This is a genomic window from Bacillus sp. HY001 (assembly GCF_007558965.1).
Classification (GTDB): Bacteria; Bacillota; Bacilli; order Bacillales; family Bacillaceae_G; genus Bacillus_A; species Bacillus_A mobilis.
In genome coordinates, this window is sequence record NZ_VLTE01000054.1 from 1 (window position 1) to 24,190 (window position 24,190).

The following is a 24,190-nucleotide window of genomic DNA, read 5'->3' on the forward strand; positions in this document are numbered from 1 at the left end:
TGTATCATGATAGAGATGTGAACGCAGCGGAAAATCTGAGAAAAGAGGCCATAAGGCTCCTAACCGTAGGGATTACGGGGATTGCCTACTCATAAAACCGAGGGATACCTTGGTGTTCGTAGGAATCCCCCACTTCAAACAGCTCGTTAGAGTGTTAAGTGGGGGTAGTTCAAAGATATATTGTTTAAGAAGGTCATGTAGAAATGGCCTTTTTTTATGAACTGAAACGGAAAAAATGGTATAATTTAGGGTAGGAGGTGCGTGTATGAACATTCCGATTCAAAGAAGTAAGTCGGTAGTAATTTTCGTTTGTCTCACGTTAGTTTTTATGTTCGTATATCCACTTGTGATGCTTTTCGCGAATAAAGAGCAGTGGATGTCAGCTTTAATTGGAATGGGTTTATGCTTCCTAGTAAATGTACCACTCGTTTGGGAAGTATTTATTAAAAAGCATAAAGTAGAAAATGGTGTATTGAAGTACGGCATTTTAAATGACGATGTTGTATTGAAAGAGATAAGAATCATTCGTCAAGTTGGGAAATCCCTTGAAATTACGACGAATGCATATAAAGTACATATGATTGCGATGCCGCAACATATGGGGCAGTTTTTATCGCTTGTAGAAAAAGAAAATCCACATGTGAAAATAGAAATGGTGGGTAAGAAATGAAATATGTAAAACCTTTGTTTTGTTTGGAAATTTTGCTTGTGTTTGCTATTTGTACTAGAGTATATATGAAATGGGATCTGCCCTTATATGAACCGATATTAATAGGTACTATCGCAGTGGCGCTGTTATATTATTTTCATTTTCAGCAAACCAAAAACGAAAAAAGTAGTTCTATGTAGTTAGGAGGATTAGAAATGAAAAAAGTCCTTACGTTATTTTTACTTCTGCTAACCGCATCCGTTCTTTTAATAGGGTGTAGTGCGAAGAAGGAAAAGGCTGATATGAACTTTGAAAAGGCACAAAAGGTTGAGATTGAATCATTTACAGATTCAAGTGATAAAAAAGTAATTACCGATAAGAAAGAAATTGAAAAGCTGTTTGAAGTCATGAAAATGCATAAGTGGGAAATGCAATCGGCTCCTATGGATACTCCGCAAGGGAAAACATTTAAAATGTATCAAGAAGATACACCAAAATTATCAGAGTCGAGTAAAGATAAAAAAGAGTTACATGAAATTGGTACAATGACAGTATATAAAGATGTCCCTTATGTCGAAGTTGAAATGAAAAATAAGAAGATGAGTTTTAAAGTGCCAGAAGATGTGGCGAAAGACTTATTAAAGTATTAAAAAAAACGCTCGGAGAAAATTCCGAGCGTTTTTTTTTTATTATTTTAAGTTCTCTGGGTTTAAAGCTTCTAGTTCAGATACAACGAAGCGTCCGTCTTTACGGATTAGTACGTCGTCGAAGTAAATTTCGCCGCCGCCGTATTCCGGGCGCTGGATGCATACTAAATCCCAGTGAATGTTCGAGTTGTTGCCGTTCCATGCATCGTCGTAAGCTTGTCCAGGAGTGAAGTGGAAGCTGCCATCGATTTTTTCATCGAATAGGATATCTCCCATTGGATGTAAGATGTATGGGTTTACGCCGATTGCGAACTCACCAACGTAGCGTGCACCTTCGTCTGTATCGAAGATTTTGTTAATGCGCTCTGTGTCGTTTGCAGTTGCTTCAACGATTTGGCCATTCTCAAACTTAAGTTGTACATTTTCAAATGTATAACCGTTGTAAGGAGATGGCGTGTTGTAAGAAACTGTACCGTTAACAGAATCGCGAACTGGTGCAGAGTATACTTCACCGTCTGGAATATTTAAATGACCTGAGCATTTAATAGCTGGAATGTCTTTAATAGAGAATGTTAAGTCAGTTCCAGGACCAGTTAAACGAACTTTATCTGTTTTATTCATTAATGTAACAAGGCTATCCATTGCCTTATCCATTTTACCGTAGTCTAAGTTACAAACTTCGAAGTAGAAGTCTTCGAAAGCTTCTGTGCTCATTTTAGCAAGCTGCGCCATAGAAGCATTTGGGTAGCGAAGAACAACCCAGCGCGTTTTCGGAACGCGGATGTCTCTATGAACTTTCTTACCAACTGTTTGACCGTGAATTTGCATTCTTTCACTTGGTACGTCAGCTTGTTCGTTAATGTTATCGCCAGAGCGAAGACCGATATAAGCGTCCATATCTTTCATTACGCTTGCTTCATATGCAGCGATTTGTTCGAAGTGTTCTTCAGTAGCACCCATTAATAAAGAGCGATCTACTTGATGATCTTTTAAAGAAACGAATGGGAAACCACCAGCTGCATATGCTTCTTTTACAAGTGCAGTTACAAGTTCTTTTTGTAAGCCAAAGTTTTCAATTAATACTTTTTCGCCTTTTTGTAAGCGAATAGAGTAGTTAATTAAATTGTATGCTAACTTTTCAATGCGTGGATCTTTCATATGTAAAGCCTCCCTACTAATTATGTATCCTCTCCTATTGTAACCTACTTAGTGGAATTTGTTGAATCATTTATGTTAAAGTTAACAAATAAGTATGAAAATTCTAATGAAAAGATAAGGATTAGAACGAAACGGAAAATGATTGTATAATAGGAGAAAGTATGAAAAAGATAAAGGAAGTGATGAAATGCAAGTTCTTTTATATGTAAGTGCGGCTATTATCGCGGTTGCTTTCGCTGTATTAGTAGTGTATGTATGCAGAACGTTGTTATCGGTTCAAAAGACGTTAGAAAACGTTGCGAGCACGTTAGAAGGTTTAGAAAAGCAAATGCAAGGGATTAGCGTAGAGACGGAGCAATTATTACATAAAACAAATGCGTTAGCTGATGACATTCAACAGAAGTCACAATCATTAAACAAAGTAGTATCGGGTGTAGATGGAATTGGAACGACAATCCATTCTTTAAATACGAAACTTCGTAATGTATCAGAATCTGTTACAGACGAAATTGAAAACAATGCAGATAAAGTAGCGCAAGTTGTACAGTGGAGTAGCGCAGCAATTGAAGTATACAATCATTATCGTGCGACAAGACAAGAGAAAAAGGTTGAAAAAGAAGAGCGTAAATTAGAAAGACTTGAGAAAAAGGCTGAAAAGAAAGAGAAGCGCTCTAGACTTCGTATGAGAGGTGAATCGTGATGAATATGACAAAAGTTGAAACAATTGAAGAGCTTGAAGTATTAGTAGAAAAAAATGAACCTTATGTTCTTTTTAAACATAGTACGACATGCCCGATTAGTCATGGTGCATATACAGAATTTCAAGCGTATTGTAGTGAAGAAAGAGCAGTACCAGCGTATTACTTATACGTACAAGATGCGAGAGATGTTTCGAATCGTGTTGCAGAACAGTACAGTATTAAACATGAATCTCCGCAAGTGTTATACATAAAAGATGGGATGGTAGTATGGAATACGTCTCATTGGAACATTAAAAAAGACGCTTTAGAAGAGAATATTAAGTAAAAAGAAGCAAGCGAAAGGTGCTTGCTTCTTTTTTTTGTTTTTGTTGAAATATATTTAATGGTACACTGTTAATAGTTCAAATTAAATAACTAGATTGTTGAAAGTAGGTTTTAAGTAATGAAGAAAATGGCATTATCCTTCGCGGTCGTAAGTTTATTACTAGGAGCTTGTAGTAATGATACGATTAGTAAGAAGGATGAAGTTATACAAAAGGATACGAAAGAAAAAAGCATGATTCCGAGAACTGCTGTTTCTAAAGATTATTATAGAACTGTAATTCCTTTAAAAGAACAAAAGGTGATAAATACAGCTAATATAAAAACAAATTCTAAATTAGATTTAGCAGAGTATGAAAATGGTTTAATGAATATTGCAAAAGAGCAATTTGATACAGAAAGTCATGTACTGCAATTAAATCAGTATATCCCTGAGAAATTAGTTGATGAATTAGTCGCGAAAGTAGAAGCGCCAGTTTTGACAAATATTATAGAACAAGACTATTTCGGGAAGCAGAATTCAAATGAATTAAGTTTATCTGGTGTGGTGATTGGGCTAGCGATGTCTTCAAGTGTATCGAATGAAGAAGCAATGTCTAAGGGCGCTGAAGTTGCTAAGCAACTTACTGAAGCGATTAATAAAAATGACAAGTATAACAAATCTCCAATTACATTTGCTATCTTTAAGCAAGAAAGTACAAGTTCTTTAAAAAATGGTACGTATATTGCTAGTGCTACTGTTCAAAAGAATGATACGAACCTTGGAAATTGGAGTACGATTGATGAACAAGCGTATTCATATCCTTCTGATGAATTTACAAAAGCACATGGAGAAGATAATACAAAAATAACTGAATTTGCTGATGCAATGAAAGGTTTTTCTCCGGCAGATTTTATCCCAGTCAATGCTAAAGTGTCTTATAAGAAAAATCAAATGGATGCATTAAATATGAATATTGTTATTAAATATAACGGTAAAACAGAATTAATGGCCCTTACCCAAATGGCTGCTCAAAGTATGTTAGAAAAATTACCTAAAGATGCGAAAGTGCAATTGCAGATCAAGTCCGAGAGTAAAATCGAGGCAATTATTATAAAAGAGAAAAACAGTGATAAACCGTTTGTTTCCTTCTTATAAAAAAAGACAGTGTTTACACTGTCTTTTTTACTTGTAAGTGGAAATGTACGATGGGAAAAAATGCGTCATATTTCCGCTGTGCCAATTATAAAGGAAGAAATATAGTTACCCCTTCCGTTCTTGATATAACGCATTCTACAGGGCGCCACGCATCTCCAAATCCAGCGCATCAAATGACTATCATTGTCGACTTCTCTCGGTAAGTCGATATATCAAAAAAAACGCTGATATAATTAGAGTTGTGGTTGATATATTTGGAAAATCAATGATATATTTCGAGTTGCGGTCGATATATTCGAAAAAATGCCGATATAAATTTCATTTACTATCGTACTGCTTAAAATAAGGTTTTTCCGTGTGAAATATCTATATTTTTACAAAAAATGCCCTTTTTTTCATAAAAAATACGAAAATACGAGAAAAGAAGCGAATTTTTTCGAAACTTTTGCGGGAAAATATTGTATGAGCCTGCGTTTTTATCGTATCATTAGTAAAAGGAAGAACTCGGGACGATTGGTGGCATCTGCAAATAGAGTTGATGTCTTTTTTTCATTCAAGTAACCGATACATAAAAATAGATAACAAAAATAGAAGGAGTGTGCGATGAGATGAACGTAACAATCTATGATGTAGCGCGCGAAGCGAACGTTTCAATGGCTACCGTATCACGCGTTGTGAACGGTAACCCAAATGTAAAGCCTACAACAAGAAAGAAAGTATTAGAAGCAATTGATCGTTTAGGATACCGCCCAAATGCGGTAGCACGTGGACTAGCAAGTAAGAAGACAACTACAGTAGGTGTTATTATTCCTGATATCTCAAATACGTTTTATGCAGAACTTGCTCGTGGAATTGAAGATATCGCAACAATGTACAAATATAACATCATTTTAAGTAACTCTGACCAAAACAAAGAGAAAGAGTTCCATTTATTAAATACGATGCTTGGAAAACAAGTGGACGGAATTGTTTTCATGGGTGAAGATATTACAGACATTCATATTGAAGAATTCAAAAAGTCTCCAGTACCGATCGTATTAGCAGCGTCATTTGATGAGCAAAATGAAACGCCATCAGTAAATATTGATTATACACAAGCAGCTTACGACGCAATGAAGCACTTTATTGAGCAAGGACATAAGCGTATCGGTTTCGTCTCTGGTCCTTTCATTGATAAAGCGGGAAGCGCGAAGAAGTTACAAGGTTATAAAAAAGCTTTAGAAGAAGCAGGTATTTCATATGATGAAAATCTTATAATCGATGGAGATTACACATATGATTCAGGTATCGAAGCATTCGAAAAGCTTTGGAGCAGCGATGAAAAGCCAACAGCAATCTTCGTATCTTCTGACGAAATGGCACTAGGTGTAATCCATGCAGCACAAGACGCTGGGCTAAACGTACCAACTGATGTAGAAGTACTTGGTTTCGATAATACACGCCTTGCATTAATGGTTCGTCCACAACTTTCAACAGTTGTACAACCAATGTATGATATCGGTGCAGTAGCAATGCGTCTATTAACAAAGTATATGAACAAAGAAAAAGTGGAAGATCACACTGTTATCTTACCTCACCGTATCCAATTTAGAGATTCAACGAAGTAAGTATAAAAAAGCTCACAGCATTCGCTGTGAGCTTTTATTCGTATTCGGGATAGTATTTTTGTACGACTGTATCTACCGTTTCATTTTTCTTAACGTGTAAAAATCTTGCGTATAATTCTTTTCCAGTTTCAAATGGTGTATCGTCTAATTCAAACACATGCAATACTTTTCGAAATGTCCATTTCACTTGCTCATCATACATGTTATCGTACGTATCCTCAGATTGCATAGCGATTTTTTCACCTAGATTGTGTGCTTCTTCTAAACTGTTTGCTTTAACAAGAATAATACTTTCTTCAAAAAGTGTATCGTGATTTCCTTCATAATGCTCATCCATTTTTGTAGGATTAGGCTCACCAGAATGAACAGATTCAAACAATAATTTTACAGCATACATATTATGCTGCATGTTTCACTCTATAAATAATACTTGCGACAAGCGAAGCAGGTATTGTAAATACGTTACTTTGATAGTGATAGTGTATTTGGGATTCTTCATAAGACATGTTGTCATATAGTTCGTTTTGTGACATGTTCATTTTTTTCTGTTTTGTCTTGAGCATCTTAATATAGTTATATTGTATTGGGACGAGAATGAGGAAATAGGCTAATACGATTAGTGAAATCCAAATCATTATGAAACACTCCCTTATAAAGAATATTTATATATGGTAATTATATCAATTTATATGAAAAATATCCATTTTCCTGGCGGTCAATTTCCTTTCCAAAATGCAAAAAGTTCTTCAGGACTTCGTAAATTATGTTCAAGGCATGTTTGTGCAGTGAGCGTAAAATTTTGTATTAAATGCTCTAACCTAGAAGGATCGTATTGTTTCACATTGCCGGCAATAATGGTTTCATCCTTGTCTAAGTTAAGTGATACTTTTAGCAAAGTTATATTTGTTTCTAGTTGTACAACTTCGATATAAAAAAACTTTTTGTCTAAGTCGATTGTAATATAATCGAATCGCTCTACTTGTTTAAAGTATCCTACAATATCATCCTCCAATTGAAACCCTCCCGAGTATATAGCTTATCCCGCGTTAACGGACAGTAAAACTCCCACCTCAAAATTCAGTTGGAGCAAAGAAGTTAGGTGGGAGATTAACTGTCCGTAAACGTCCGATTGGTTCAACTAATAATCAGTGGGGGATGAACAAAACCCCCGCTGATTAAAGTTTCACTTTATCTGGAAGACTTCTCTATAGATTGTATGATTCCTTGTTATATGTCACATAAGTGCAAATTTAACTATTATAGGGCAATGTCATGTATAATAGAAAGAAAAGGCTTGTGAGGGGGGAAAGAGATGATCGTTCTTTGGATAATTACGCTTTGTATGACTGCTATTTTTGCATATATGACGTTAAAACAAAATGGCTTAAAGCGATTAGTTCCAGGAAGTATTCTTGCAGGAATTGCCCTTATCACGTATGTAATTTCTATTTTTATTGAAAGTGTATCAGTGGACATGAGCACAAGCTTAATGTTCATGGGTATTACACTATTTGCAGGTAGTGTAATGGTACTTATGGTTGCTGGTATTATTTTATTTATTCATATGAATTCGGAAACGTTATAGCATATAGAAAAGGCATGTCCCGAGGGGACATGCCTTTTTATCCGTTCAATTATGCTCTATCTTTAGAAGAGTTTTGTTGTTTTAGTAAGTCGCGAATTTCGCTAAGAAGTTCTTCTTCTTTTGTTGGTTCTGGAAGTTCTTCTTTTTCTTCTTCTTCTCTTTTAGATGTTAGTTTGTTGAATACTTTAATGAACATAAAGATAGAAGCTGCAATAATTAAGAAATCAAAAATAGTTTGGATGAAGTTACCATACATAACAGCAGATTTACCATATCCAAAATGTAAATCTGTAAAGTTAACGCCACCTAATATCATACCAAGTAATGGTGTGATGATATCTTTTACTAAAGAACTAACGATTTTACCGAATGCAGCACCGATTACAACCCCGACAGCTAAATCGATTACATTCCCTTTGAATGCGAATTTTTTAAACTCGTTCCACATGTGTTAATCCCATCCCTTCCACGATTCATTATGAAATTTATAATTCCTATCAACATATTCTATAGAAATTTGCGAGAGAAATAAAGAGGAAATGGGAATGAAAGTAAATTCTGAAAAATGTATCCGTTTTACTTTTTATTTGCATCGTTTAGTAGAGATTGCAACAGCTGCTGCGTTTTTAATGCTTCTAATCCATCTACAACAGGCTTTGTATCACCGTGTACACATTCAATAAAATGATGAACAGCATCTTCAAAACCACGTTGCTTTAACGTCGTATCCCATGATGGTGAACCGATTAGAGAAACTGTATTATCCTGCTCAACTTCAAATGTGTTCATATTTTTTACACGAATGATTTTTCCTGTCGTTACAAGTTCAATTTGTTCTAAATTTGTACCGGCATGGCGATGCATCGCAGTAGAAAGTAACATTCCACTTGGCGTTGTATATGTATGATGTCCGTAAAGAAGTTCATTCTTTTCATTCATTTGCATCATATTATGAACGACATTAAGGTCATCGTTAGCTAACCAGCGAGCAGCATCTACAATATGTAAGTAATCATCTAACATAGTAAAGTCGTACGTATATGGTCCTACTTTATTTGTGCGGTGCTTTTCAATTCGAATCCATGAAATGTCATGAGCTTGCTCTTTTGCAGCAACATACATAGGAACGAAGCGGCGATTAAATCCGACCATTAACTTTCGGTTATACTTTTCGCTCAACTCGACTAGTTGCTCGGCCTGTTCCACTGTAGCTGCTAGCGGCTTATCAACATAAACGTCGATTCCTTTTTTCAGAAGTTCAGAAACGATTTCATAATGTGTAGCAGTTGAACTATGAACGAAGATTGCATCGCATTCCGAAGCTAGCGTTTCAATAGAATGAAAGTCTTGCATCCGGTATTGCTGACAAACTTGTTTCCTTTTCTCCGCGTTAGGTGTAAACGCCCCGACAAAATTCCAATCTGTTTCTTTTGTAAGTGTTGGAAGGTAGGCTTTTTGCGCAATACTTCCAAGTCCAATCATCCCAATTTTAGGTTTGTTCATGTCTATTCCCACCCTATTAATATTGATGTAACGGGTTAAATGTAGCATAGGGCGAGGGAGGAAGGCAAAAATTAGCTTTTTACTTACGTCCTTCTAATAAAATCTTCTCTATCTCTTCAAAGTTATGGGCGCGCGCATGCTCTAGCGGGGTAACACCATCGTTGTCTGGAATATTTACATCTGCACCGTGTTCAATAAGAAGGCGAATAACTTGTTGTTGTGTTTCGTTTCCGTTACTTAGTACGATGGCTTCCATTAAAGCAGTCCATCCGAGATTATTTACATGGTTAACATCAATAGTTGTTCGCGTAAGGAGTGCCTTAATAACATCGATATAGCCATGTTCTGAGGCAGGGATAAGAGCTGTTCCGCCGTAACGATTCGTAAGTGATGGATCTGCGCCAGCATCAATCGTTAGTTTTAAAATATCCAAGTAACCTTCAGCACCGGCGTATAGAAAAGGATTATTTTTCATATCATCTTGGATGTTTACGTCAGCACCAGCTTCGATAAGCGCTTTTGCGGTTTTTACATCATTTTTGTATGTAGCAATCATAAGAGGAGTACGTCCTTTATTGTCTTTTATATTTATGTTAGCCCCTTTTTTGAGTAACGATATAATAGTATTCGTTTCTTGTTTCTCAGTAGCTGCTAGTAGCGCTGTCTCCATGTTTGTCATCTCCTTTTTTACTTCTTGTTCTTGCGAGCATCCTTGCAAAAAAATTACGCAACAGATCATGCTTACTGTTTTTTTGAACATAGAATTTCAACCTCCTCATTTCAACTGTAAAAGAAGAACATTAAATTTTTATAAAATGACGCTAAAATTACTATAAAATCGCTTGAGTATTTGAACATATATTTTTATGCTTATGAGTAATAAGGTTTGGTAAAGTGAGGATGTAACATATGTCTATTAAAACAAGATTTTTATTCTCTTATATTGCTGTTATTCTCGTTTCCATCACGCTCATATTAGTCGCGGGATTTTTAATTGTTTTTTCTATAACAGGAGACTTGGAATCAGTGAAAAATTTCTATAAAAGTTCCTATATTCAAAAACCGCTTACGCCAGAAGAAGAAAATGCGTATATTGAATTGAAATTAGCGGCAAAGAAAAATCAATCACAATTATTAGATGAATCTTTCGTTTCATCGCTTGAAAAAGAAGGTGTGAAAATAGTTGTAAGAAAGGGAGAAACCATTTCTTATGCTACAAAAATATTGGAAAGTATATCTTTAAAAGAAGCTCTTCCGAAATTTGAATCAGCAAATATTAATAGTCGTGGTACAGCGGAACTAGGCGATACATTTTATCGATATGTAAAATTTGATTTTTATTTTCCCGGAGATGAAGAAGGGAGTATATTTGTACTAAAAAGGCAAAGTTCATTTGTTGATCTTACACAAAAATTATTTCCGATTTTATTCGGAGCGCTTTTACTGCTAGCGATATTACTCATTGGATTAGTAAGTTATTTCGTCTCAAGAAGTGTGATAAAACCAATTTTTGTATTGAAAGATGCGACTGGTAGAATTAAAGAAGGGGATTTAGATTTTCAAATTCCAGTTACATCTCATGATGAGATCGGGCAATTAAATCAAGGGTTTGAGGAAATGAGGAAGAAGTTAAAAGAATCGATTGAAGTACAAACGCAGTATGAAGAAAATCGAAAAGAGCTCATTTCAAATATATCTCATGATTTAAAGACACCGATTACTTCTATTATTGGATATGTAGAAGGCATAAAAGATGGAGTCGCAAATACGCCAGAAAAAATGGATAAGTATTTAACGACCATTCATACGAAGGCAAAACATATGGATACACTCATTGATGAACTCTTTTTATTTTCGAAGCTTGATTTGAATCGAGTTCCCTTTCAGTTTGAAACGATAGAATTAAACATGTTTATGCAAGAATTATTAGAAGAGATGCAGATGGATTTAAGTGAGGAAGGTATAGAAGTTCACTTACAATTACATCCATCACAGCTATATGTAACGGCCGATTGTGAAAAGATAAATAGAGTGATATCCAATTTAATTCATAATAGTGTGAAATACATGGATAAAGAAGAGAAGAAAATTACTGTAACAGTATTGAGTGATAACAATACTGTCATTGTGAAAGTGATGGACAATGGGTCAGGTATAGAAACTGATACGCTGCCGTATATATTTGAGCGTTTTTATCGTGCCGAGCAATCGCGAAATTCTAGCACAGGTGGAAGTGGACTTGGCTTAGCGATAGCGAAGCAAATTGTTGAAGAACATGGCGGAGAAATTTGGGCGGAAAGTAAGCTTGGAGAAGGTACAAGTATTTTCTTCTCATTGAAAAAAGTACAGGAATGTGGTGAGTAGAATGAAGAGAATTTTACTAGTAGAAGATGAAATAAGTATTGCAGAATTACAGCGAGATTATTTAGAAATTAGTGATTTTCAAGTCGATGTAGAACATTCAGGAGAAATAGGTCTACAAATGGCTCTTCAGGAAGACTACGACTTAATTATTTTGGATATTATGCTTCCGAAGATGAATGGATTTGAAATTTGTAAACAAATACGTGCTATAAAAGACATTCCGATTTTACTTGTTTCAGCAAAGAAGGAAGATATAGATAAAATTCGCGGACTCGGTTTAGGGGCGGATGATTATATAACGAAACCGTTTAGTCCAAGTGAATTAGTCGCAAGAGTAAAGGCGCATATTTCTCGTTATGAAAGATTATCAGGAAATGTGAGTAAGCAACGCGATACGTTATACATTCACGGAATTTCTATTGATCAGCGAGCGAGAAAAGTTTTTATAAATAATGAAGAAATCGCGTTCACAACGAAGGAATTTGATTTATTAACATTCTTTGTAACGCATCCAAACCAAGTATTAAATAAAGAACAGTTATTTGAACGTATTTGGGGACTAGACTCAGCTGGCGATTTAGCCACTGTCGTTGTTCACATTAGAAAGCTACGTGAAAAAATTGAAAGAGATCCTGCCCACCCGCAATATATTGAAACGGTGTGGGGAGCTGGTTATCGTTTTAACGTGTAACGTACCTGCCGAGTAATTGGCAGGTTTTTTATGTTATTCAAACGAAAAGGAAATAATAGGTAATTTATGTTAAGGTATATATAGATGAAACATCTTTGTTTTGCTAACACACACGATAGTTTGAGAGGGAGTGCTAGATTTTGTGGGCCGAATTAAAGAATACTAAATCAAACAAAGCTTTAAAGATTGGAACGAATATCGTACTTATCTTATTAATCATCGGTGCCATACAAATGTTTTATGATGAAGACCCTACAAATGATCATTTCGGTGGTTTATTTATGATGGTCTTTTTTGGAATTAAAATAATTTCTAGTTTTATAATAAGTTTAAAAGAAGGAGATAAAAAGGCAGTATTTATTGATTTAGGTTTAGTGATTTTGTGTGTTCTTCTTTTAATTGTTACTAGTTGAAATATTTCTTTTGAAAAAAGCTCATAGTCTTATAGAGACTGTGAGCTTTCCTTAATAATAGCGGTACTAGTGTAACGATTTATCCCGCTTTAATGGGTAGTAAGACCCCCACCTCAAAATTCAGCGAAAGCAAAGAAGTTAGATGGGGGTCGGGCTGCCCATTAAAGTCCGATTGGTGAGGGCTAATAATCAGTGGGGGATGAAGAAACCCCCCCACTGATTAAAGTTTCACTTTATAAAATGTCTGAGTAGTAGAAGTAAACTGAGCAGCCTCTTCTAAAAAAGGATAATGGTTACTCTCCTCAAATGTCGCAAAGATAGAATTACGTATGCCATCATGCATCTCGATAGAATATTGAATCGGGCACTGTACATCATGTCTTCCGCATATAATAAGTGTCTTTGTTTGGATGGAAGGTAAAGATTCTCTTAAATCAAATGACGGATATTCATTGGCGAAAGCGTTCATCCGGCTAACGGACATAGTTTTTTGGATTGATTTACAAAAATAAGAGTTGTAGTTTTCCGGTTTATACAATGATAATTTTGTTCTCTTAGTAGACAGTTCTTTTCTTTCTGCATTTGTAAGGTGAGGGATTTTTAAGTTTTCGATGAGCTGTTGCATATAGTGGAACTGTGGATGTGCTGGATGATAAATGCAAAATGATGTTTCGGTATAATTACTTGCTGCAGCTCCGGCCACGACTAATGATTGTAAGGAACTTGGATATGTAATTGCATATAAAAGTCCAAGCATACCACCTGTTGAATGACCGGCGAAATGCCATGTTGGAAGTTGTAAAGCTTTTCGTATAGCTTCTAAATCGTGAATTGTTTCAATCATACTTAATTCTTTTTCAGAATTGGCTTTTTCAGAATTACCAGCGTCTCGTAAGTTAATAAGGAATACACGATGCGTAGCGGTGAAAACATCCGCAAAGTAATCACCAGTTTCATTAAATTGTGAATAGTGATGTGTAATGCAAAGTGGTTCGCCATTTCCTTTTGTAAAGAGTTCAAATGTGCCACGTTTTGTGGGGACCATTTGTTGCTTCCACATAATATCACGACCTTTTCTCTTAAAAATTGGACCGATTAATTGTGAAATAAAATATATCAGCGATTATCGAAATATATCGGCGATTATTAAAATATATCGACTTACCGACAGAAAACGACAATACTAGCAAGCTATAAATAAAAGGAGGCTATTCAAAAACGAGCCTCCTTTTCGTTTAGTATAAAGATTTTGTCATATTATTCCGAATTATTTCAAGGGATTTCGTTACAGTTAATGCGTTCTTTTCTTCAATTTCTGGTTTGCGGGGGATAGGTTTATACATGTTGTCTGGATCTTCCCATGTGAGGGGAAGTTCTGTTTCGGCTTGTCCTTTCCAAGCGTCAATCCATTCTGGAGGAAGATAACCTGAGATGTTTTGGATGTTGTTCATTTCGAGCCAAATGAGTGCCCAAGCTCTTGGGACGACGCGCCAGTGATCATAGCCACCACCGCCGACAGCAATCCAACGACCTTCGCAATATTCGTTAGCGATTTCGCGAGCAAGCTTCGGTATTTCACGGTAAATATTCATCGTTGCGCAAAGGTGTGTAAGCGGGTCGTAATAATGTGCGTCAGCGCCATTTTGCGTTAAAATAATATCCGGTTTAAAGTAGGCGGCAACTTCTTTTACGACAGTTCGATATGAATCTAAAAACGATTCGTCCTCTGTAAAAGCATCGAGTGGAACGTTAAAAGAATAACTGTAGCCATTACCTTGTCCACGTTCATTTACAGCGCCAGTTCCAGGGAATAAATAACGACCAGTTTCATGTAGTGAAATGGTGCATACGTTAGGATCGTCGTAAAAAGACCACTGTACACCATCACCGTGATGAGCATCTGTATCAATATATAAGACGCGTAAACCGTATTTCTTCTGAATATATTTCATTGCGATGGAACTATCGTTATAAATACAAAAGCCAGATGCCTTGCCGCGGAAGCCGTGATGTAAGCCACCGCCTAAATTAAGCGCGTGTTTTACTTTCCCGGAAAGAACAGCATCGACAGCGGTTAATGTACCGCCAACGAGTAATGCACTTGCTTCGTGCATATTTGGAAACATCGGTGTATCTTCTGTTCCGAGTCCATATGTCATCGCAATTGATTTTTCTAAATTACCTTCTCCAGCACGTTTTACCGCATTTATGTATTCCTCTGTATGAACGTAGGCAATCTCTTCATCTGTAGCCATCCGTGGTGAGATGATTTGGGAAGGAGAGATAAAACCGCCCTTTTGTAATAAATCATACGTGAGTGTGACGCGCAGTTGGTTAAAAGGATGATCAGGGCTAAACGAATAGCCCCGAAAGTCATCCGAATAAATAAATGCGCTACTCATGCTTGCATCCCCATAATGTTCGGCCATAATACGCGGTAGCCTTCTGCTTCAAGTGCATCAATCACTTTTAGCGGATTCATCGTTTGAATGCGGAAAACGAGTACTTTATCATTCTCATCTTTTGCTGGATAGACGAGAACGCTCACGATATTGATTTGTAACTCACTAAAAATGGCAACGACTTTCCCGAGAATACCAGGTTCGTTTTTTACTTGAATTTCAATTTGTGAACTCGGTTGATGTGCTCCTGTTAATTTCACTAACGTGTGCAGTACAGTAGATTCAGAGATGATTCCTACTAACTTTCCTGCTTTTGTAACAGGAAGACAGCCAATTTTATTTTCGAAGAATAAAGTAGCAATTTCCTCAACGAAATCAAGAGGATGGCAAGTCATAACAGGGTGTTTCATAATCAGTTCAAGTGGTTGCTTCAGCATCTCGAGTGAAACTTGTTCATCTAAAATAGACGGACTTGCATCTCTTACATCCCGATCAGAAATAATGCCTACGACATGATTATTTTGATCGACAATTGGAATGTGCCGAATGCCTTTCGTGCGTATCGTTCGGATTGCTGTTTCGATTGTATCGTTTGGATGTAGTGTCACTACATCTTGATTCATAATTTCTTCTACAATCATTCCAGTTGCCCCCTTTATTAATACATAAAACGATTGTGAAAACGTAGACGATCAAATGCTTGAATAGAATCCGTATCAACGCGTTTACCGATGCGGACCATTAAACAGTTAGCAGGATGCGAACAAATTTCAGGATCATCTGTAGCCATCCATTGTAAGCCACCAGCATTCATCATTTTTTCCATTACTTTTCGGTACTCCCAAACATTTAAGCCTGTTTGTTTTAAATCCCAGTGCCAATAATATTCAGTCGTCAATATAATGTAATCTTCCATATGGTCGTCCATCATTGAAACTTCTAATAAGTTCTTTCCGACAGCGCAACCGCGGAAGGCAGGGACAACTTCAATCGCCCCGAGTTCAATTAAGTTTTCTATCTTTCCTTCTGACCATCGTTCGAGTGGATCAGGATACAGGTATGTAACATATCCAACAATCGTTTGGTCATGTCTAGCAATAATGAGACGAGCTTCTGGTAATTTAGAAATTTCGACAATTGCTTTATATTGCTGCTCGGCAGGACGAAACGCAATTAAGTCTGGATGAAATTCATACATTTCTAAGTTATGTGTAGAGACAGGACCTTCAATAATTAAAGTGCCTTTCGCTGTTTTTAAGTTTCTAGCATTATATATTTTTTTATGAATCAATGTATTGCTCACCACCTTGAGGGTTTGTGAATCTATTCATATCGTACTTTATAATATATGCGATGTGAATCGAAATTTGTCATTAAAAATTTGTCTAAAAATCAACAAATATACTGAAAATTTTAAATAATATTATTATAATAGATAATAGAATACATAGGAGGGGGATGTAAAGTATGAAAGTAGAAACGCTTCCTGTCATTAAAGGAGAAAATAATTTGCCGAATTATGATGAGGCATACGCGAATTTTAACTGGGAAGAGGTTAATAAAAATTTTACTTGGAATGAGACAGGCCGAGTAAATATGGCGTATGAGGCAATTGATAAGCATGCGAAATCCGATCGAAAGAATAAAGTAGCCCTTTATTATCAAGATGGATCGCGAAAAGAGAAGTATACATTTAAGGAAATGAAGGATTTTTCTAATAAAGCAGGAAACGTCCTGAAAAATTATGGCGATGTAGAAAAAGGCGATCGCGTTTTTATTTTTATGCCGCGTTCTCCAGAATTATATTTTGCGCTTTTAGGTGCAGTGAAATTAGGGGCAATCGTTGGTCCGCTATTTGAAGCATTTATGGAAGGCGCAGTTCGCGATCGTTTAGAAGATAGCGAAGCAAAGGTGTTAATTACAACGCCTGAATTGTTAGAGCGCGTACCATTAAATGATTTACCAGCTTTAAAAACAGTCTTCCTTGTTGGAGATAATGTAGAAGAAGGCGGTAAAACGGTAGCGTTCAATCCTTTATTTGAACAAGCTTCAAAAGAATTACATATTGAATGGTTAGGTCGTGAAGACGGTTTAATTCTACATTACACGTCTGGTTCTACTGGTAAGCCAAAAGGTGTGCTTCATGCGCAAAATGCAATGGTGCAGCACCATCAAACGGCGAAATGGGTATTGGATTTAAAAGAAGACGATGTATATTGGTGCACAGCTGACCCAGGCTGGGTAACTGGAACAGCTTACGGTATTTTCGCACCGTGGTTAGTTGGGGCATCAAATGTTGTTTTAGGCGGGCGCTTTAGTCCAGAAGCGTGGTATGAAGCGTTGCAAGATTACGGCGTAACAGTTTGGTATAGCGCGCCAACAGCATTCCGTATGTTAATGGGTGCTGGACAAGACGCAATTAAAAAATATGATTTATCACAAGTGCGTCACGTATTAAGCGTTGGTGAACCGTTAAATCCAGAAGTAATTCGCTGGGGTATGAACGCATTTGGACTTCGTATTCATGATACGTGGTGGATGACAGAAACAGGTGGACAAGTTATTTGTAACTACCCGTGTATGGAAATCCGTCCAGGTTCAATGGGTAAACCAATTCCAGGTGTGAAAGCAGCGATTGTTGATAATGAAGGAAATGAAGTGCCTCCATACACAATGGGTAACTTAGCAATTGGTAAAGGTTGGCCAGCGATGATGCGTGGAATTTGGAATAACCAGCAAAAATATGAATCTTACTTCATGCCGGGAGATTGGTACGTATCAGGTGACTCAGCATATATGGACGAAGATGGATACTTCTGGTTCCAAGGGCGTATTGATGATGTAATTATGACGTCAGGTGAGCGCGTTGGTCCGTTTGAAGTAGAAAGTAAATTAATCGAGCATGCTGCTGTTGCAGAAGCTGGTGTAATTGGTATTCCTGATCCAGTGCGCGGCGAAATCATTAAAGCATTTATCGCGCTTCGTGCAGGATACGAGCCATCTGATGAATTAAAAGAAGAAATTCGTCAATTTGTAAAGAAAGGCCTAGCAGCTCATGCAGCGCCAAGACAAATTGAATTTAGAGATAAATTACCAAAAACGAGAAGTGGTAAAATTATGCGCCGCGTATTAAAAGCGTGGGAGCTAAACTTACCAACAGGTGATTTATCAACGATGGAAGATTAAGAGAGGAAGGTCTGAACGAAATAACGTTCAGGCCTTTTTTTGTAAATAATCAGGGAGATAAGGTAGATGAAGATACCAATTTTAGAAGGAGACATAGTGTATTTACGTTCAATAGAACCCGAAAAAGATTACACCGAGTGGTATGAGGTAATGAAAGATCCTGATATGCATCATTGGACAGGGAATACAATCCCGAAAGATAGTAATGAGATTAAAGAGCTGTTACAAACTTATAAAGATTTGAAAAATATTATGGCTTGGTCAATTATAATGAAACAATCAAAGGAAATGATAGGGACATATTGGATCTCTATGCCAACGATGAATGAAAATAAAAAGTTAATTGTAAGTTCAGAGGCTCAGCGGATTGCACGTAAGTTCTGGCGTACAGGTGTCAATCGAGAAGCAAGAAATTTGATATATAATTATATCTTTTTAACTTTAGAAGTGGATGAAGTTCATGCGCAAGCTTGGGATAATAATATAAATTCATGCAGGTCTATGGAGAAAACCGGATTTAAATTAGAGAAACAAGTGAAACGCTCATTTCCCAAATACGATAAAATATTTTTGGAAAACCATTATGTGCTATTTAAAAAGGACTGGCTTGTATAAAAGATTATGGTTGAAAAAAATATTTGTTGATGTAAAATAAAAGCAAAACTTATACATACGAGTTAAAGGGGAGAAGGAAATGAAAACAGAAAAAGAAAAGATGATACTAGGGGAAATGTACATACCAGCTGATCCTGTTTTGGTTCAAGAGAGGGAGCAAGCTCGTATACTAACGAGAAAATTAAATGAAACGCCAGAAGTACAATTAAAAGAGCGTAGCGAAATCGTAAAAGAACTATTCGGAACGACAGGAGATAACATTCATCTTGAATCTTCTTTCAGATGTGATTACGGTTATAACATTCACGTTGGTGAAAATTTTTACGCGAACTTTGATTGTACAATTTTAGATGTATGCCCGGTGACAATCGGAGTGAACTGTATGTTAGCTCCAGGTGTTCACATTTATACAGCAACACACCCGCTTGACCCAGTAGAGCGCATAAGCGGATCAGAATATGGAAAACCAGTTACAATTGGTGATAACGTATGGATTGGCGGAAGAGCGATTATTAATCCTGGTGTAACAATTGGGGACAATGCGGTGATTGCATCTGGTGCTGTCGTAACGAAAGATGTGCCGGGCAATGTAGTAGTTGGCGGAAATCCTGCAAAGATTATTAAAAAAATAAAATAATATTTGAACGAAGTGCCTTCCTCGTCTGTATACATTTATGAAAGAATAGATGAGGGAGGCTTTTTTATGTCTAATAAATTACTTCTTACTTTTGCTTTACTTGGAATTATAGTCGTATTTTCTTGTGGTTTGCTATTACCGATGCCAATCGGATTTAAAGTATCAATGATTACAGCTGGGGTTATGATGATTGTTATGTTCTCCATCATCATTCCGTTTGATAGAAAACATATAGTACGGAAAAAAGGATATAAAATTGATTTTACAAAAACAAAAGTGTATTTTCGCTGGAATGTATTTGATACGATTTCGGCTTGTCTTGCAGTGTATGCATGCATATGTGTGCAAGCATTAAATATTTTAGTTTCAACGGGACAGACAATACAAAGCCCGTATGTTCAATTTTTTACGAATCAATCACAAGTATGGATTATTGTCGCAAGTGCATATTTAATTTCCCGCATTTCATTAACGTTAAAAGGAATAAAGGAGATCAAAAATCATGGCGCAGATTGGGATTGAGGAGGAACTCATGCTTGCGTATCAAAGTGGAGATAAACAGGCGGGGGAAAAACTATATGTTTTAATCAAACCAGCGCTATACACATTTTTGTATCGATTTAACCGAGATGAACAATTAAGTATCGACCTTGTGCAAGATACGTTTTTGACGTTAGAGCGTAAGAAACATATGTATGAACTTGAAAAAGGTAAAATAAAAACGTATTTATTTCAAATTGGTTATCGTCTTATGATTAATAAATTAAATAGAAGAAAAAAGTGGCGTACGCTTTTGCCGTTTTTAGTGCCGATCCAGGAAAAAGAATTTTCTCACGAAGATCGGCTCACAGTAAGAGAAGCGATTTTGAAAGTTCCGGAAGAGCAACGAGCTGTCCTTATTCTTTCTTATTATCATGATATGCAGCAAAAAGAGATTGCGGAGGTATTAAACATTCCGATTGGAACAGTGAAATCGAGACTCCATAACGGGATAAAGAAATTGAAACAATTGCTGGAGGTGGATGAAATTGAGCGAAAATCCCTTTAAGAGTGAATATCAATTAAAACAGCATTTAGATAGTGACCATGTAGAAATACCGGATTTTCCAAAAACGGTAAGTCGCTTCGAACGATTCATTGGCTTTCTTGGTTCTCCAGCGAAAGATCCTGTGGAGGCGACGATTGGGAATGATTTATCAGTTGTGTTTCACGTATCGTTATTAGTTGGGGTTCCAATTCTTTCTCTTATTACGATACTCTTTGCGACGTTGTAAAGGATTGGCAAGGAGAGAAATCCGACCTCTATTTGACACGCCTATGTAAATGATGGTATAAAGAAAAGTATATGAATAATTGAGCGTGGAAAGGGAGAAGTAGTGATCATTTCCCTGTTTTAGAGAGCTGATGGCCGGTGAAAATCAGCACATAGATGATCGCGAATTACGCCCCTAGAGCATCTTTTTTCGATTGGATTGTATTCAAAAGGGAAAAGACGGTGCTAAGCCGTTATGTAAATAAGGTGGTAGGCTTTTTTTTGCCTGCAACTAGGGTGGTAACGCGATAATCAAAATCGTCCCTTATTTAAAGGGGCGATTTTTTTATGTTTTCAACCTTCACGCCAGTAATGAACTTAAAGGAGAGTATGTAGGATATGGGTATTTTACAAGATCTTGAATTTCGCGGTCTAATTAATCAGCAAACAGATGCTGAGGGACTTGAGCAATTATTAGAAAAAGAAAGCGTTAAATTATACTGTGGTTTCGATCCGACAGCGGATAGCTTACACATCGGTCATATGTTACCAGTATTAATGTTACGTCGTTTCCAATTAGCTGGTCACCAACCAATCGCACTTGTTGGCGGTGGTACTGGTATGATCGGTGACCCAAGTGGTAAAAAAGCAGAGCGTACATTAAATACGAAAGATACAGTTGCTTACTACACGGAAAGCATTAAAAACCAACTTTCAAACTTCTTAGAGTTTGAAAACGTGGACAACCCAGCAACGATGGCTAATAACTATGATTGGCTTGGTAACTTAGATGTCATTTCATTCTTACGCGATATCGGTAAAAACTTCGGTTTAAACTATATGTTAGCAAAAGATACAGTAGCATCTCGTTTAGATACTGGTATTTCATTCACTGAGTTTAGTTACATGATTTTACAATCATACGACTTCTTAAACTTATACCAAAACCATAATTGTCGCTTGCAAATCGGTGGTAGTGACCAATGGGGTAACATTACAGCTGGTCTTGAATTAATCCGTAAATCAGAAGAAGATGCGAAAGCATTCGGTTTAACAATTCCACTAGTTACGAAATCTGACGGTACGAAGTTTGGTAAAACAGAAGGCGGCGCAATTTGGTTAGACCCAGAGAAAACAACTCCTTACGAGTTCTACCAATTCTGGATTAACACAGATGACCGCGACGTTGTTAAATACTTAAAATACTTCACATTCTTATCTCATGAAGAAATTCTTGAGCTTGAAAAGCAAGTAGCTGAAGCACCAGAAAAACGTGCAGCACAAAAAGCATTAGGTTCTGAAATGACTAAACTTGTTCACGGCGAAGAAGCATTAGAACAAGCGATTAAAATTTCAGCTGCATTATTCAGTGGTTCTGTAGCAGAACTGACTGCAAGCGAAATCGAACAAGGATTCAAAGACGTACCATCTGTAGAACGTACTGCAGAAGATACAGTATTAATTGACTTACTTGTAGAAAGCAAAATCTCTCCATCAAAACGTCAAGCACGTGAAGATGTAACGAACGGCGCAATCTACGTAAACGGAGAGCGTACACAAGCATTAGACTACGTTGTAACAGAAAACGACCGCATCGAAGGTAAATTCACAATCATTCGCCGCGGTAAAAAGAAATATTTCTTAATTCGTTACTAATCAGAAACGAATATAAAACAAATAGTACCCCGGATTGTAGGCTGAAAAGTTTATGATTCGGGGTTTTTATGTATAAATTTAGATTGCCTTACGAGTTCTTGTAAATAGAATATGAAGAATTAATATGAGCAGATAAAGTAAGCTAATGAGCATAACAACAAATGCTGTTGGATAAAATTTTGCCGCATATATAAAGAAATCGATTTGATAAATATCTTCGTAATTTGAAACGGTGCCTTTAAAGTAATTTGTAAACTTAGCGCTATATTTCCATTCATCAGGATCATCTATTAAATTACTCCCCTGATACCAATTAATAAGTGCGGAAGTAATAAAGAACATACATGCACTACCCAATTGAACCATTTGGTTTATTGTCAAAATGAATCAACCTCCTATTTTATGGTTATTATAGCGTGCATTCGTATTCCTGTAACCTTTTTGTTGTAATCTCCTTTTCGAGTTCATACGGAAATCACATGTAAGCGGTATGATAAATGTATAACAACTAGAAAGGAGTGGTAAAACAAAATGTCACTAGAAGCGCTCATTATTTTTTCTTTGCTAAACGCGGGTCAGCTTGCAGAGAATTCGAAGGTGGATGTACATAAAGAGCAGAAAGATGCTTATGTATATGTTCAGAAAGAGGAAAATAAATAATTTTATTTTATATATAAACGAAAAAAGCCAATCCAGAGGATTGGCTTTTTGTCATTAACGAGAGTAGAACTCTACGATTAATGCTTCGTTGATTTCAGCTGCTAACTCAGAACGCTCAGCGTGACGAGTGTAAGTAGCTTCTAATTTATCAGCATCGAAAGTTAAGTATTCTGGTACGAAGTTGTTAACTTCGATCGCTTCTTTAACAACAACAAGGCTGTTAGATTTTTCGCGAACGCTGATTGTTTGACCAGGTTTTACACGGTAAGATGGGATATCTACGCGAGATCCATCAACTGTGATGTGGCCGTGGTTTACTAATTGGCGAGCTGCGCGACGAGTGCGAGCTAAGCCCATACGGTAAACTAAGTTGTCAAGACGAGCTTCAAGAAGGATCATGAAGTTTTCGCCGTGCTTACCAGGCATTTTACCTGCTTGGTCAAATGTGCGACGGAATTGACGCTCAGTCATGCCGTACATGTGACGAAGTTTTTGTTTCTCTTGTAATTGTAAACCGTATTCTGAAAGTTTCTTACGTTGGTTAGGACCGTGAGGACCTGGTGCGTAAGGGCGTTTTTCTAATTCTTTTCCTGTGCCGCTTAGAGAGATTCCAAGACGACGAGACAGTTTCCAAGCTGGACCTGTATAACGAGCCATAGTTGACTCCTCCTTTAAAAATGTTTTTATTTACGTAAAATAAAAACAGACGTAATCGATATTTACGGGCATTTTGTTTTCATGTACCTTCGCTCCAGCAGCAGGGAGTTACGAGATACACCTCCGTAGAGGAACAAAATACAAACGATAAACTCACATTACAAGGCTGCCTTTTTATTTTACACAAACGCTATTATATCTTTTACCCAGAGTTTCGTCAAGCGAGTACGTTTTTGTTTTATGCATATAAATTTTGGAAATTAACAAGAAGGAATTTAAAACGATATAAAAGAAGTGATAGAAACACAAATAAAACGCTTACATAAAATGTAGTAAAAAACATTCATC

Annotated in this window: 33 protein-coding genes and 1 other annotated feature; of the genes, 20 read left to right on the top strand and 13 right to left on the bottom strand. The window is 36.7% G+C overall.

All coding sequences use genetic code 11. The features are described 5' to 3' along the window. Positions 1-265 precede the first annotated feature (265 nt). From FOT98_RS22255 to FOT98_RS22265, 3 genes are read left to right on the top strand one after another with little or no spacing between them, the layout of a single operon-like run. A complete protein-coding gene (locus tag FOT98_RS22255) occupies positions 266-670 on the top strand; it encodes a PH domain-containing protein (RefSeq protein WP_063260678.1) in 405 nt (134 codons plus the stop codon). Further along, positions 667-849, top strand: coding sequence for a hypothetical protein (locus tag FOT98_RS22260; RefSeq protein WP_063260679.1), 183 nt, complete (start codon positions 667-669; stop codon positions 847-849). Before FOT98_RS22255 ends, FOT98_RS22260 begins: the two co-directional genes overlap by 4 nt. Before the next feature lie 15 nt (positions 850-864). Next, entirely contained in the window at positions 865-1,299 is a 435-nt protein-coding gene (locus FOT98_RS22265) for a hypothetical protein (protein WP_063260680.1), read from the top strand. A gap of 39 nt (positions 1,300-1,338) precedes the next feature. Here the strand turns inward: FOT98_RS22265 and FOT98_RS22270 are convergent, their stop codons facing one another. After that, on the bottom strand, positions 1,339-2,454 hold the full coding sequence (locus tag FOT98_RS22270; protein ID WP_000654740.1) for an aminopeptidase: 1,116 nt from the start codon (positions 2,452-2,454) through the stop codon (positions 1,339-1,341). Between the two features lie 187 nt (positions 2,455-2,641). Between FOT98_RS22270 and FOT98_RS22275 the strand changes: the two genes are divergently transcribed. The 5 genes from FOT98_RS22275 (at position 2,642) to ccpA (ending at position 6,221) form a co-directional block, all read left to right on the top strand. Then, positions 2,642-3,154 (top strand): DUF948 domain-containing protein, encoded by a 513-nt coding sequence (locus tag FOT98_RS22275; protein WP_001197726.1) that lies wholly within the window; start codon positions 2,642-2,644, stop codon positions 3,152-3,154. After that, positions 3,154-3,480, top strand: coding sequence for a bacillithiol system redox-active protein YtxJ (gene ytxJ / locus FOT98_RS22280; RefSeq protein WP_001057490.1), 327 nt, complete (start codon positions 3,154-3,156; stop codon positions 3,478-3,480). Before FOT98_RS22275 ends, ytxJ begins: the two co-directional genes overlap by 1 nt. Before the next feature lie 117 nt (positions 3,481-3,597). Beyond that, a complete protein-coding gene (locus FOT98_RS22285; RefSeq protein ID WP_063260681.1) occupies positions 3,598-4,614 on the top strand; it encodes a CamS family sex pheromone protein in 1,017 nt (338 codons plus the stop codon). 50 nt (positions 4,615-4,664) lie between these two features. Continuing rightward, the gene (locus FOT98_RS32505) at positions 4,665-4,817 is read left to right on the top strand and encodes a hypothetical protein (protein ID WP_161491767.1); all 153 of its coding nucleotides are present in this window, start codon (positions 4,665-4,667) and stop codon (positions 4,815-4,817) included. 405 nt (positions 4,818-5,222) lie between these two features. Continuing rightward, positions 5,223-6,221 (top strand): catabolite control protein A, encoded by a 999-nt coding sequence (gene ccpA, locus FOT98_RS22295; protein WP_001103291.1) that lies wholly within the window; start codon positions 5,223-5,225, stop codon positions 6,219-6,221. A 34-nt stretch (positions 6,222-6,255) separates the two neighbouring features. Here the strand turns inward: ccpA and FOT98_RS22300 are convergent, their stop codons facing one another. The 3 genes from FOT98_RS22300 to dhp61 form a co-directional block, all read right to left on the bottom strand. Further along, a complete protein-coding gene (locus tag FOT98_RS22300) occupies positions 6,256-6,618 on the bottom strand; it encodes a DUF4288 domain-containing protein (RefSeq protein ID WP_002073192.1) in 363 nt (120 codons plus the stop codon). Position 6,619: 1 nt separating this feature from the next. After that, positions 6,620-6,856, bottom strand: a complete 237-nt coding sequence (locus FOT98_RS22305; RefSeq protein WP_000637907.1) for a DUF3949 domain-containing protein — start codon at positions 6,854-6,856, stop codon at positions 6,620-6,622. An 80-nt stretch (positions 6,857-6,936) separates the two neighbouring features. Further along, positions 6,937-7,233: a protein Dhp61 gene (gene dhp61, locus FOT98_RS22310; RefSeq protein ID WP_063260682.1), complete on the bottom strand. Its 297-nt coding sequence runs from the start codon at positions 7,231-7,233 to the stop codon at positions 6,937-6,939. Between the two features lie 300 nt (positions 7,234-7,533). Here dhp61 and FOT98_RS22315 point away from each other — a divergent pair, with 300 nt between their 5' ends. After that, complete coding sequence (locus FOT98_RS22315; protein WP_063260683.1) at positions 7,534-7,806, top strand: DUF3917 domain-containing protein; 273 nt, start codon at positions 7,534-7,536, stop codon at positions 7,804-7,806. Between the two features lie 49 nt (positions 7,807-7,855). Here FOT98_RS22315 and mscL read toward each other — a convergent pair whose 3' ends face one another. The 3 genes from mscL to FOT98_RS22330 all read right to left on the bottom strand — a co-directional run bounded on the left by mscL (position 7,856) and on the right by FOT98_RS22330 (position 10,069). Beyond that, positions 7,856-8,254 carry a large conductance mechanosensitive channel protein MscL gene (mscL, locus tag FOT98_RS22320; RefSeq protein WP_063260684.1) on the bottom strand — a complete coding sequence of 133 codons (399 nt, stop codon included), beginning with the start codon at positions 8,252-8,254 and terminating at the stop codon, positions 7,856-7,858. A 128-nt stretch (positions 8,255-8,382) separates the two neighbouring features. Beyond that, positions 8,383-9,309, bottom strand: coding sequence for a Gfo/Idh/MocA family protein (locus tag FOT98_RS22325; protein WP_063260685.1), 927 nt, complete (start codon positions 9,307-9,309; stop codon positions 8,383-8,385). Between the two features lie 79 nt (positions 9,310-9,388). Beyond that, entirely contained in the window at positions 9,389-10,069 is a 681-nt protein-coding gene (locus FOT98_RS22330) for an ankyrin repeat domain-containing protein (protein ID WP_063260686.1), read from the bottom strand. Positions 10,070-10,218: 149 nt separating this feature from the next. On the opposite strand from FOT98_RS22330, the gene FOT98_RS22335 reads away from it, so the two are divergent. From FOT98_RS22335 to FOT98_RS22345, 3 genes are all read left to right on the top strand, one after another. Continuing rightward, the gene (locus FOT98_RS22335; RefSeq protein ID WP_063260687.1) at positions 10,219-11,673 is read left to right on the top strand and encodes a sensor histidine kinase; all 1,455 of its coding nucleotides are present in this window, start codon (positions 10,219-10,221) and stop codon (positions 11,671-11,673) included. Position 11,674: 1 nt separating this feature from the next. Then, complete coding sequence (locus tag FOT98_RS22340; RefSeq protein ID WP_000821764.1) at positions 11,675-12,364, top strand: response regulator transcription factor; 690 nt, start codon at positions 11,675-11,677, stop codon at positions 12,362-12,364. A 140-nt stretch (positions 12,365-12,504) separates the two neighbouring features. Next, positions 12,505-12,777 (top strand): hypothetical protein, encoded by a 273-nt coding sequence (locus FOT98_RS22345; RefSeq protein WP_063260688.1) that lies wholly within the window; start codon positions 12,505-12,507, stop codon positions 12,775-12,777. Between the two features lie 220 nt (positions 12,778-12,997). On the opposite strand, the gene FOT98_RS22350 is transcribed toward FOT98_RS22345, so the two are convergent. From FOT98_RS22350 to acuA, 4 genes are all read right to left on the bottom strand, one after another. Next, the gene (locus FOT98_RS22350; RefSeq protein WP_063260689.1) at positions 12,998-13,837 is read right to left on the bottom strand and encodes an alpha/beta fold hydrolase; all 840 of its coding nucleotides are present in this window, start codon (positions 13,835-13,837) and stop codon (positions 12,998-13,000) included. Between the two features lie 175 nt (positions 13,838-14,012). Next, positions 14,013-15,179 (bottom strand): acetoin utilization protein AcuC, encoded by a 1,167-nt coding sequence (gene acuC, locus FOT98_RS22355; protein WP_080467559.1) that lies wholly within the window; start codon positions 15,177-15,179, stop codon positions 14,013-14,015. Next, positions 15,176-15,820, bottom strand: a complete 645-nt coding sequence (locus FOT98_RS22360) for an acetoin utilization AcuB family protein (RefSeq protein ID WP_063260691.1) — start codon at positions 15,818-15,820, stop codon at positions 15,176-15,178. The genes acuC and FOT98_RS22360 overlap by 4 nt, the downstream gene beginning before the upstream one ends. Positions 15,821-15,837: 17 nt before the next feature. After that, complete coding sequence (gene acuA, locus FOT98_RS22365; protein ID WP_061680131.1) at positions 15,838-16,470, bottom strand: acetoin utilization protein acetyltransferase AcuA; 633 nt, start codon at positions 16,468-16,470, stop codon at positions 15,838-15,840. 176 nt (positions 16,471-16,646) lie between these two features. Here acuA and acsA point away from each other — a divergent pair, with 176 nt between their 5' ends. The 7 genes from acsA (at position 16,647) to tyrS (ending at position 22,525) form a co-directional block, all read left to right on the top strand. Next, positions 16,647-18,365 carry an acetate--CoA ligase gene (gene acsA / locus FOT98_RS22370; RefSeq protein ID WP_016130337.1) on the top strand — a complete coding sequence of 573 codons (1,719 nt, stop codon included), beginning with the start codon at positions 16,647-16,649 and terminating at the stop codon, positions 18,363-18,365. A gap of 66 nt (positions 18,366-18,431) precedes the next feature. Continuing rightward, complete coding sequence (locus FOT98_RS22375; RefSeq protein ID WP_063260692.1) at positions 18,432-18,980, top strand: GNAT family N-acetyltransferase; 549 nt, start codon at positions 18,432-18,434, stop codon at positions 18,978-18,980. A 79-nt stretch (positions 18,981-19,059) separates the two neighbouring features. After that, a complete protein-coding gene (locus FOT98_RS22380; RefSeq protein ID WP_063260693.1) occupies positions 19,060-19,617 on the top strand; it encodes a maltose acetyltransferase domain-containing protein in 558 nt (185 codons plus the stop codon). 66 nt (positions 19,618-19,683) lie between these two features. Then, positions 19,684-20,139 carry a hypothetical protein gene (locus FOT98_RS22385; protein ID WP_063260694.1) on the top strand — a complete coding sequence of 152 codons (456 nt, stop codon included), beginning with the start codon at positions 19,684-19,686 and terminating at the stop codon, positions 20,137-20,139. Further along, entirely contained in the window at positions 20,120-20,665 is a 546-nt protein-coding gene (locus FOT98_RS22390) for an RNA polymerase sigma factor (RefSeq protein WP_063260695.1), read from the top strand. Before FOT98_RS22385 ends, FOT98_RS22390 begins: the two co-directional genes overlap by 20 nt. Beyond that, on the top strand, positions 20,646-20,891 hold the full coding sequence (locus FOT98_RS22395) for a hypothetical protein (RefSeq protein WP_063260696.1): 246 nt from the start codon (positions 20,646-20,648) through the stop codon (positions 20,889-20,891). The genes FOT98_RS22390 and FOT98_RS22395 overlap by 20 nt, the downstream gene beginning before the upstream one ends. A 77-nt stretch (positions 20,892-20,968) precedes the next feature. Then, positions 20,969-21,198: a binding site (T-box leader), on the top strand. Positions 21,199-21,268: 70 nt separating this feature from the next. Next, on the top strand, positions 21,269-22,525 hold the full coding sequence (gene tyrS, locus FOT98_RS22400; protein WP_000512075.1) for a tyrosine--tRNA ligase: 1,257 nt from the start codon (positions 21,269-21,271) through the stop codon (positions 22,523-22,525). A 78-nt stretch (positions 22,526-22,603) separates the two neighbouring features. On the opposite strand, the gene FOT98_RS22405 is transcribed toward tyrS, so the two are convergent. Next, positions 22,604-22,906: a YjdJ family protein gene (locus tag FOT98_RS22405; protein WP_063260697.1), complete on the bottom strand. Its 303-nt coding sequence runs from the start codon at positions 22,904-22,906 to the stop codon at positions 22,604-22,606. Between the two features lie 150 nt (positions 22,907-23,056). Here FOT98_RS22405 and FOT98_RS22410 point away from each other — a divergent pair, with 150 nt between their 5' ends. After that, entirely contained in the window at positions 23,057-23,185 is a 129-nt protein-coding gene (locus tag FOT98_RS22410; protein WP_000050944.1) for a hypothetical protein, read from the top strand. Positions 23,186-23,239: 54 nt separating this feature from the next. Here FOT98_RS22410 and rpsD read toward each other — a convergent pair whose 3' ends face one another. After that, the gene (gene rpsD / locus FOT98_RS22415; protein ID WP_000135322.1) at positions 23,240-23,842 is read right to left on the bottom strand and encodes a 30S ribosomal protein S4; all 603 of its coding nucleotides are present in this window, start codon (positions 23,840-23,842) and stop codon (positions 23,240-23,242) included. Positions 23,843-24,190: the final 348 nt, after the last annotated feature.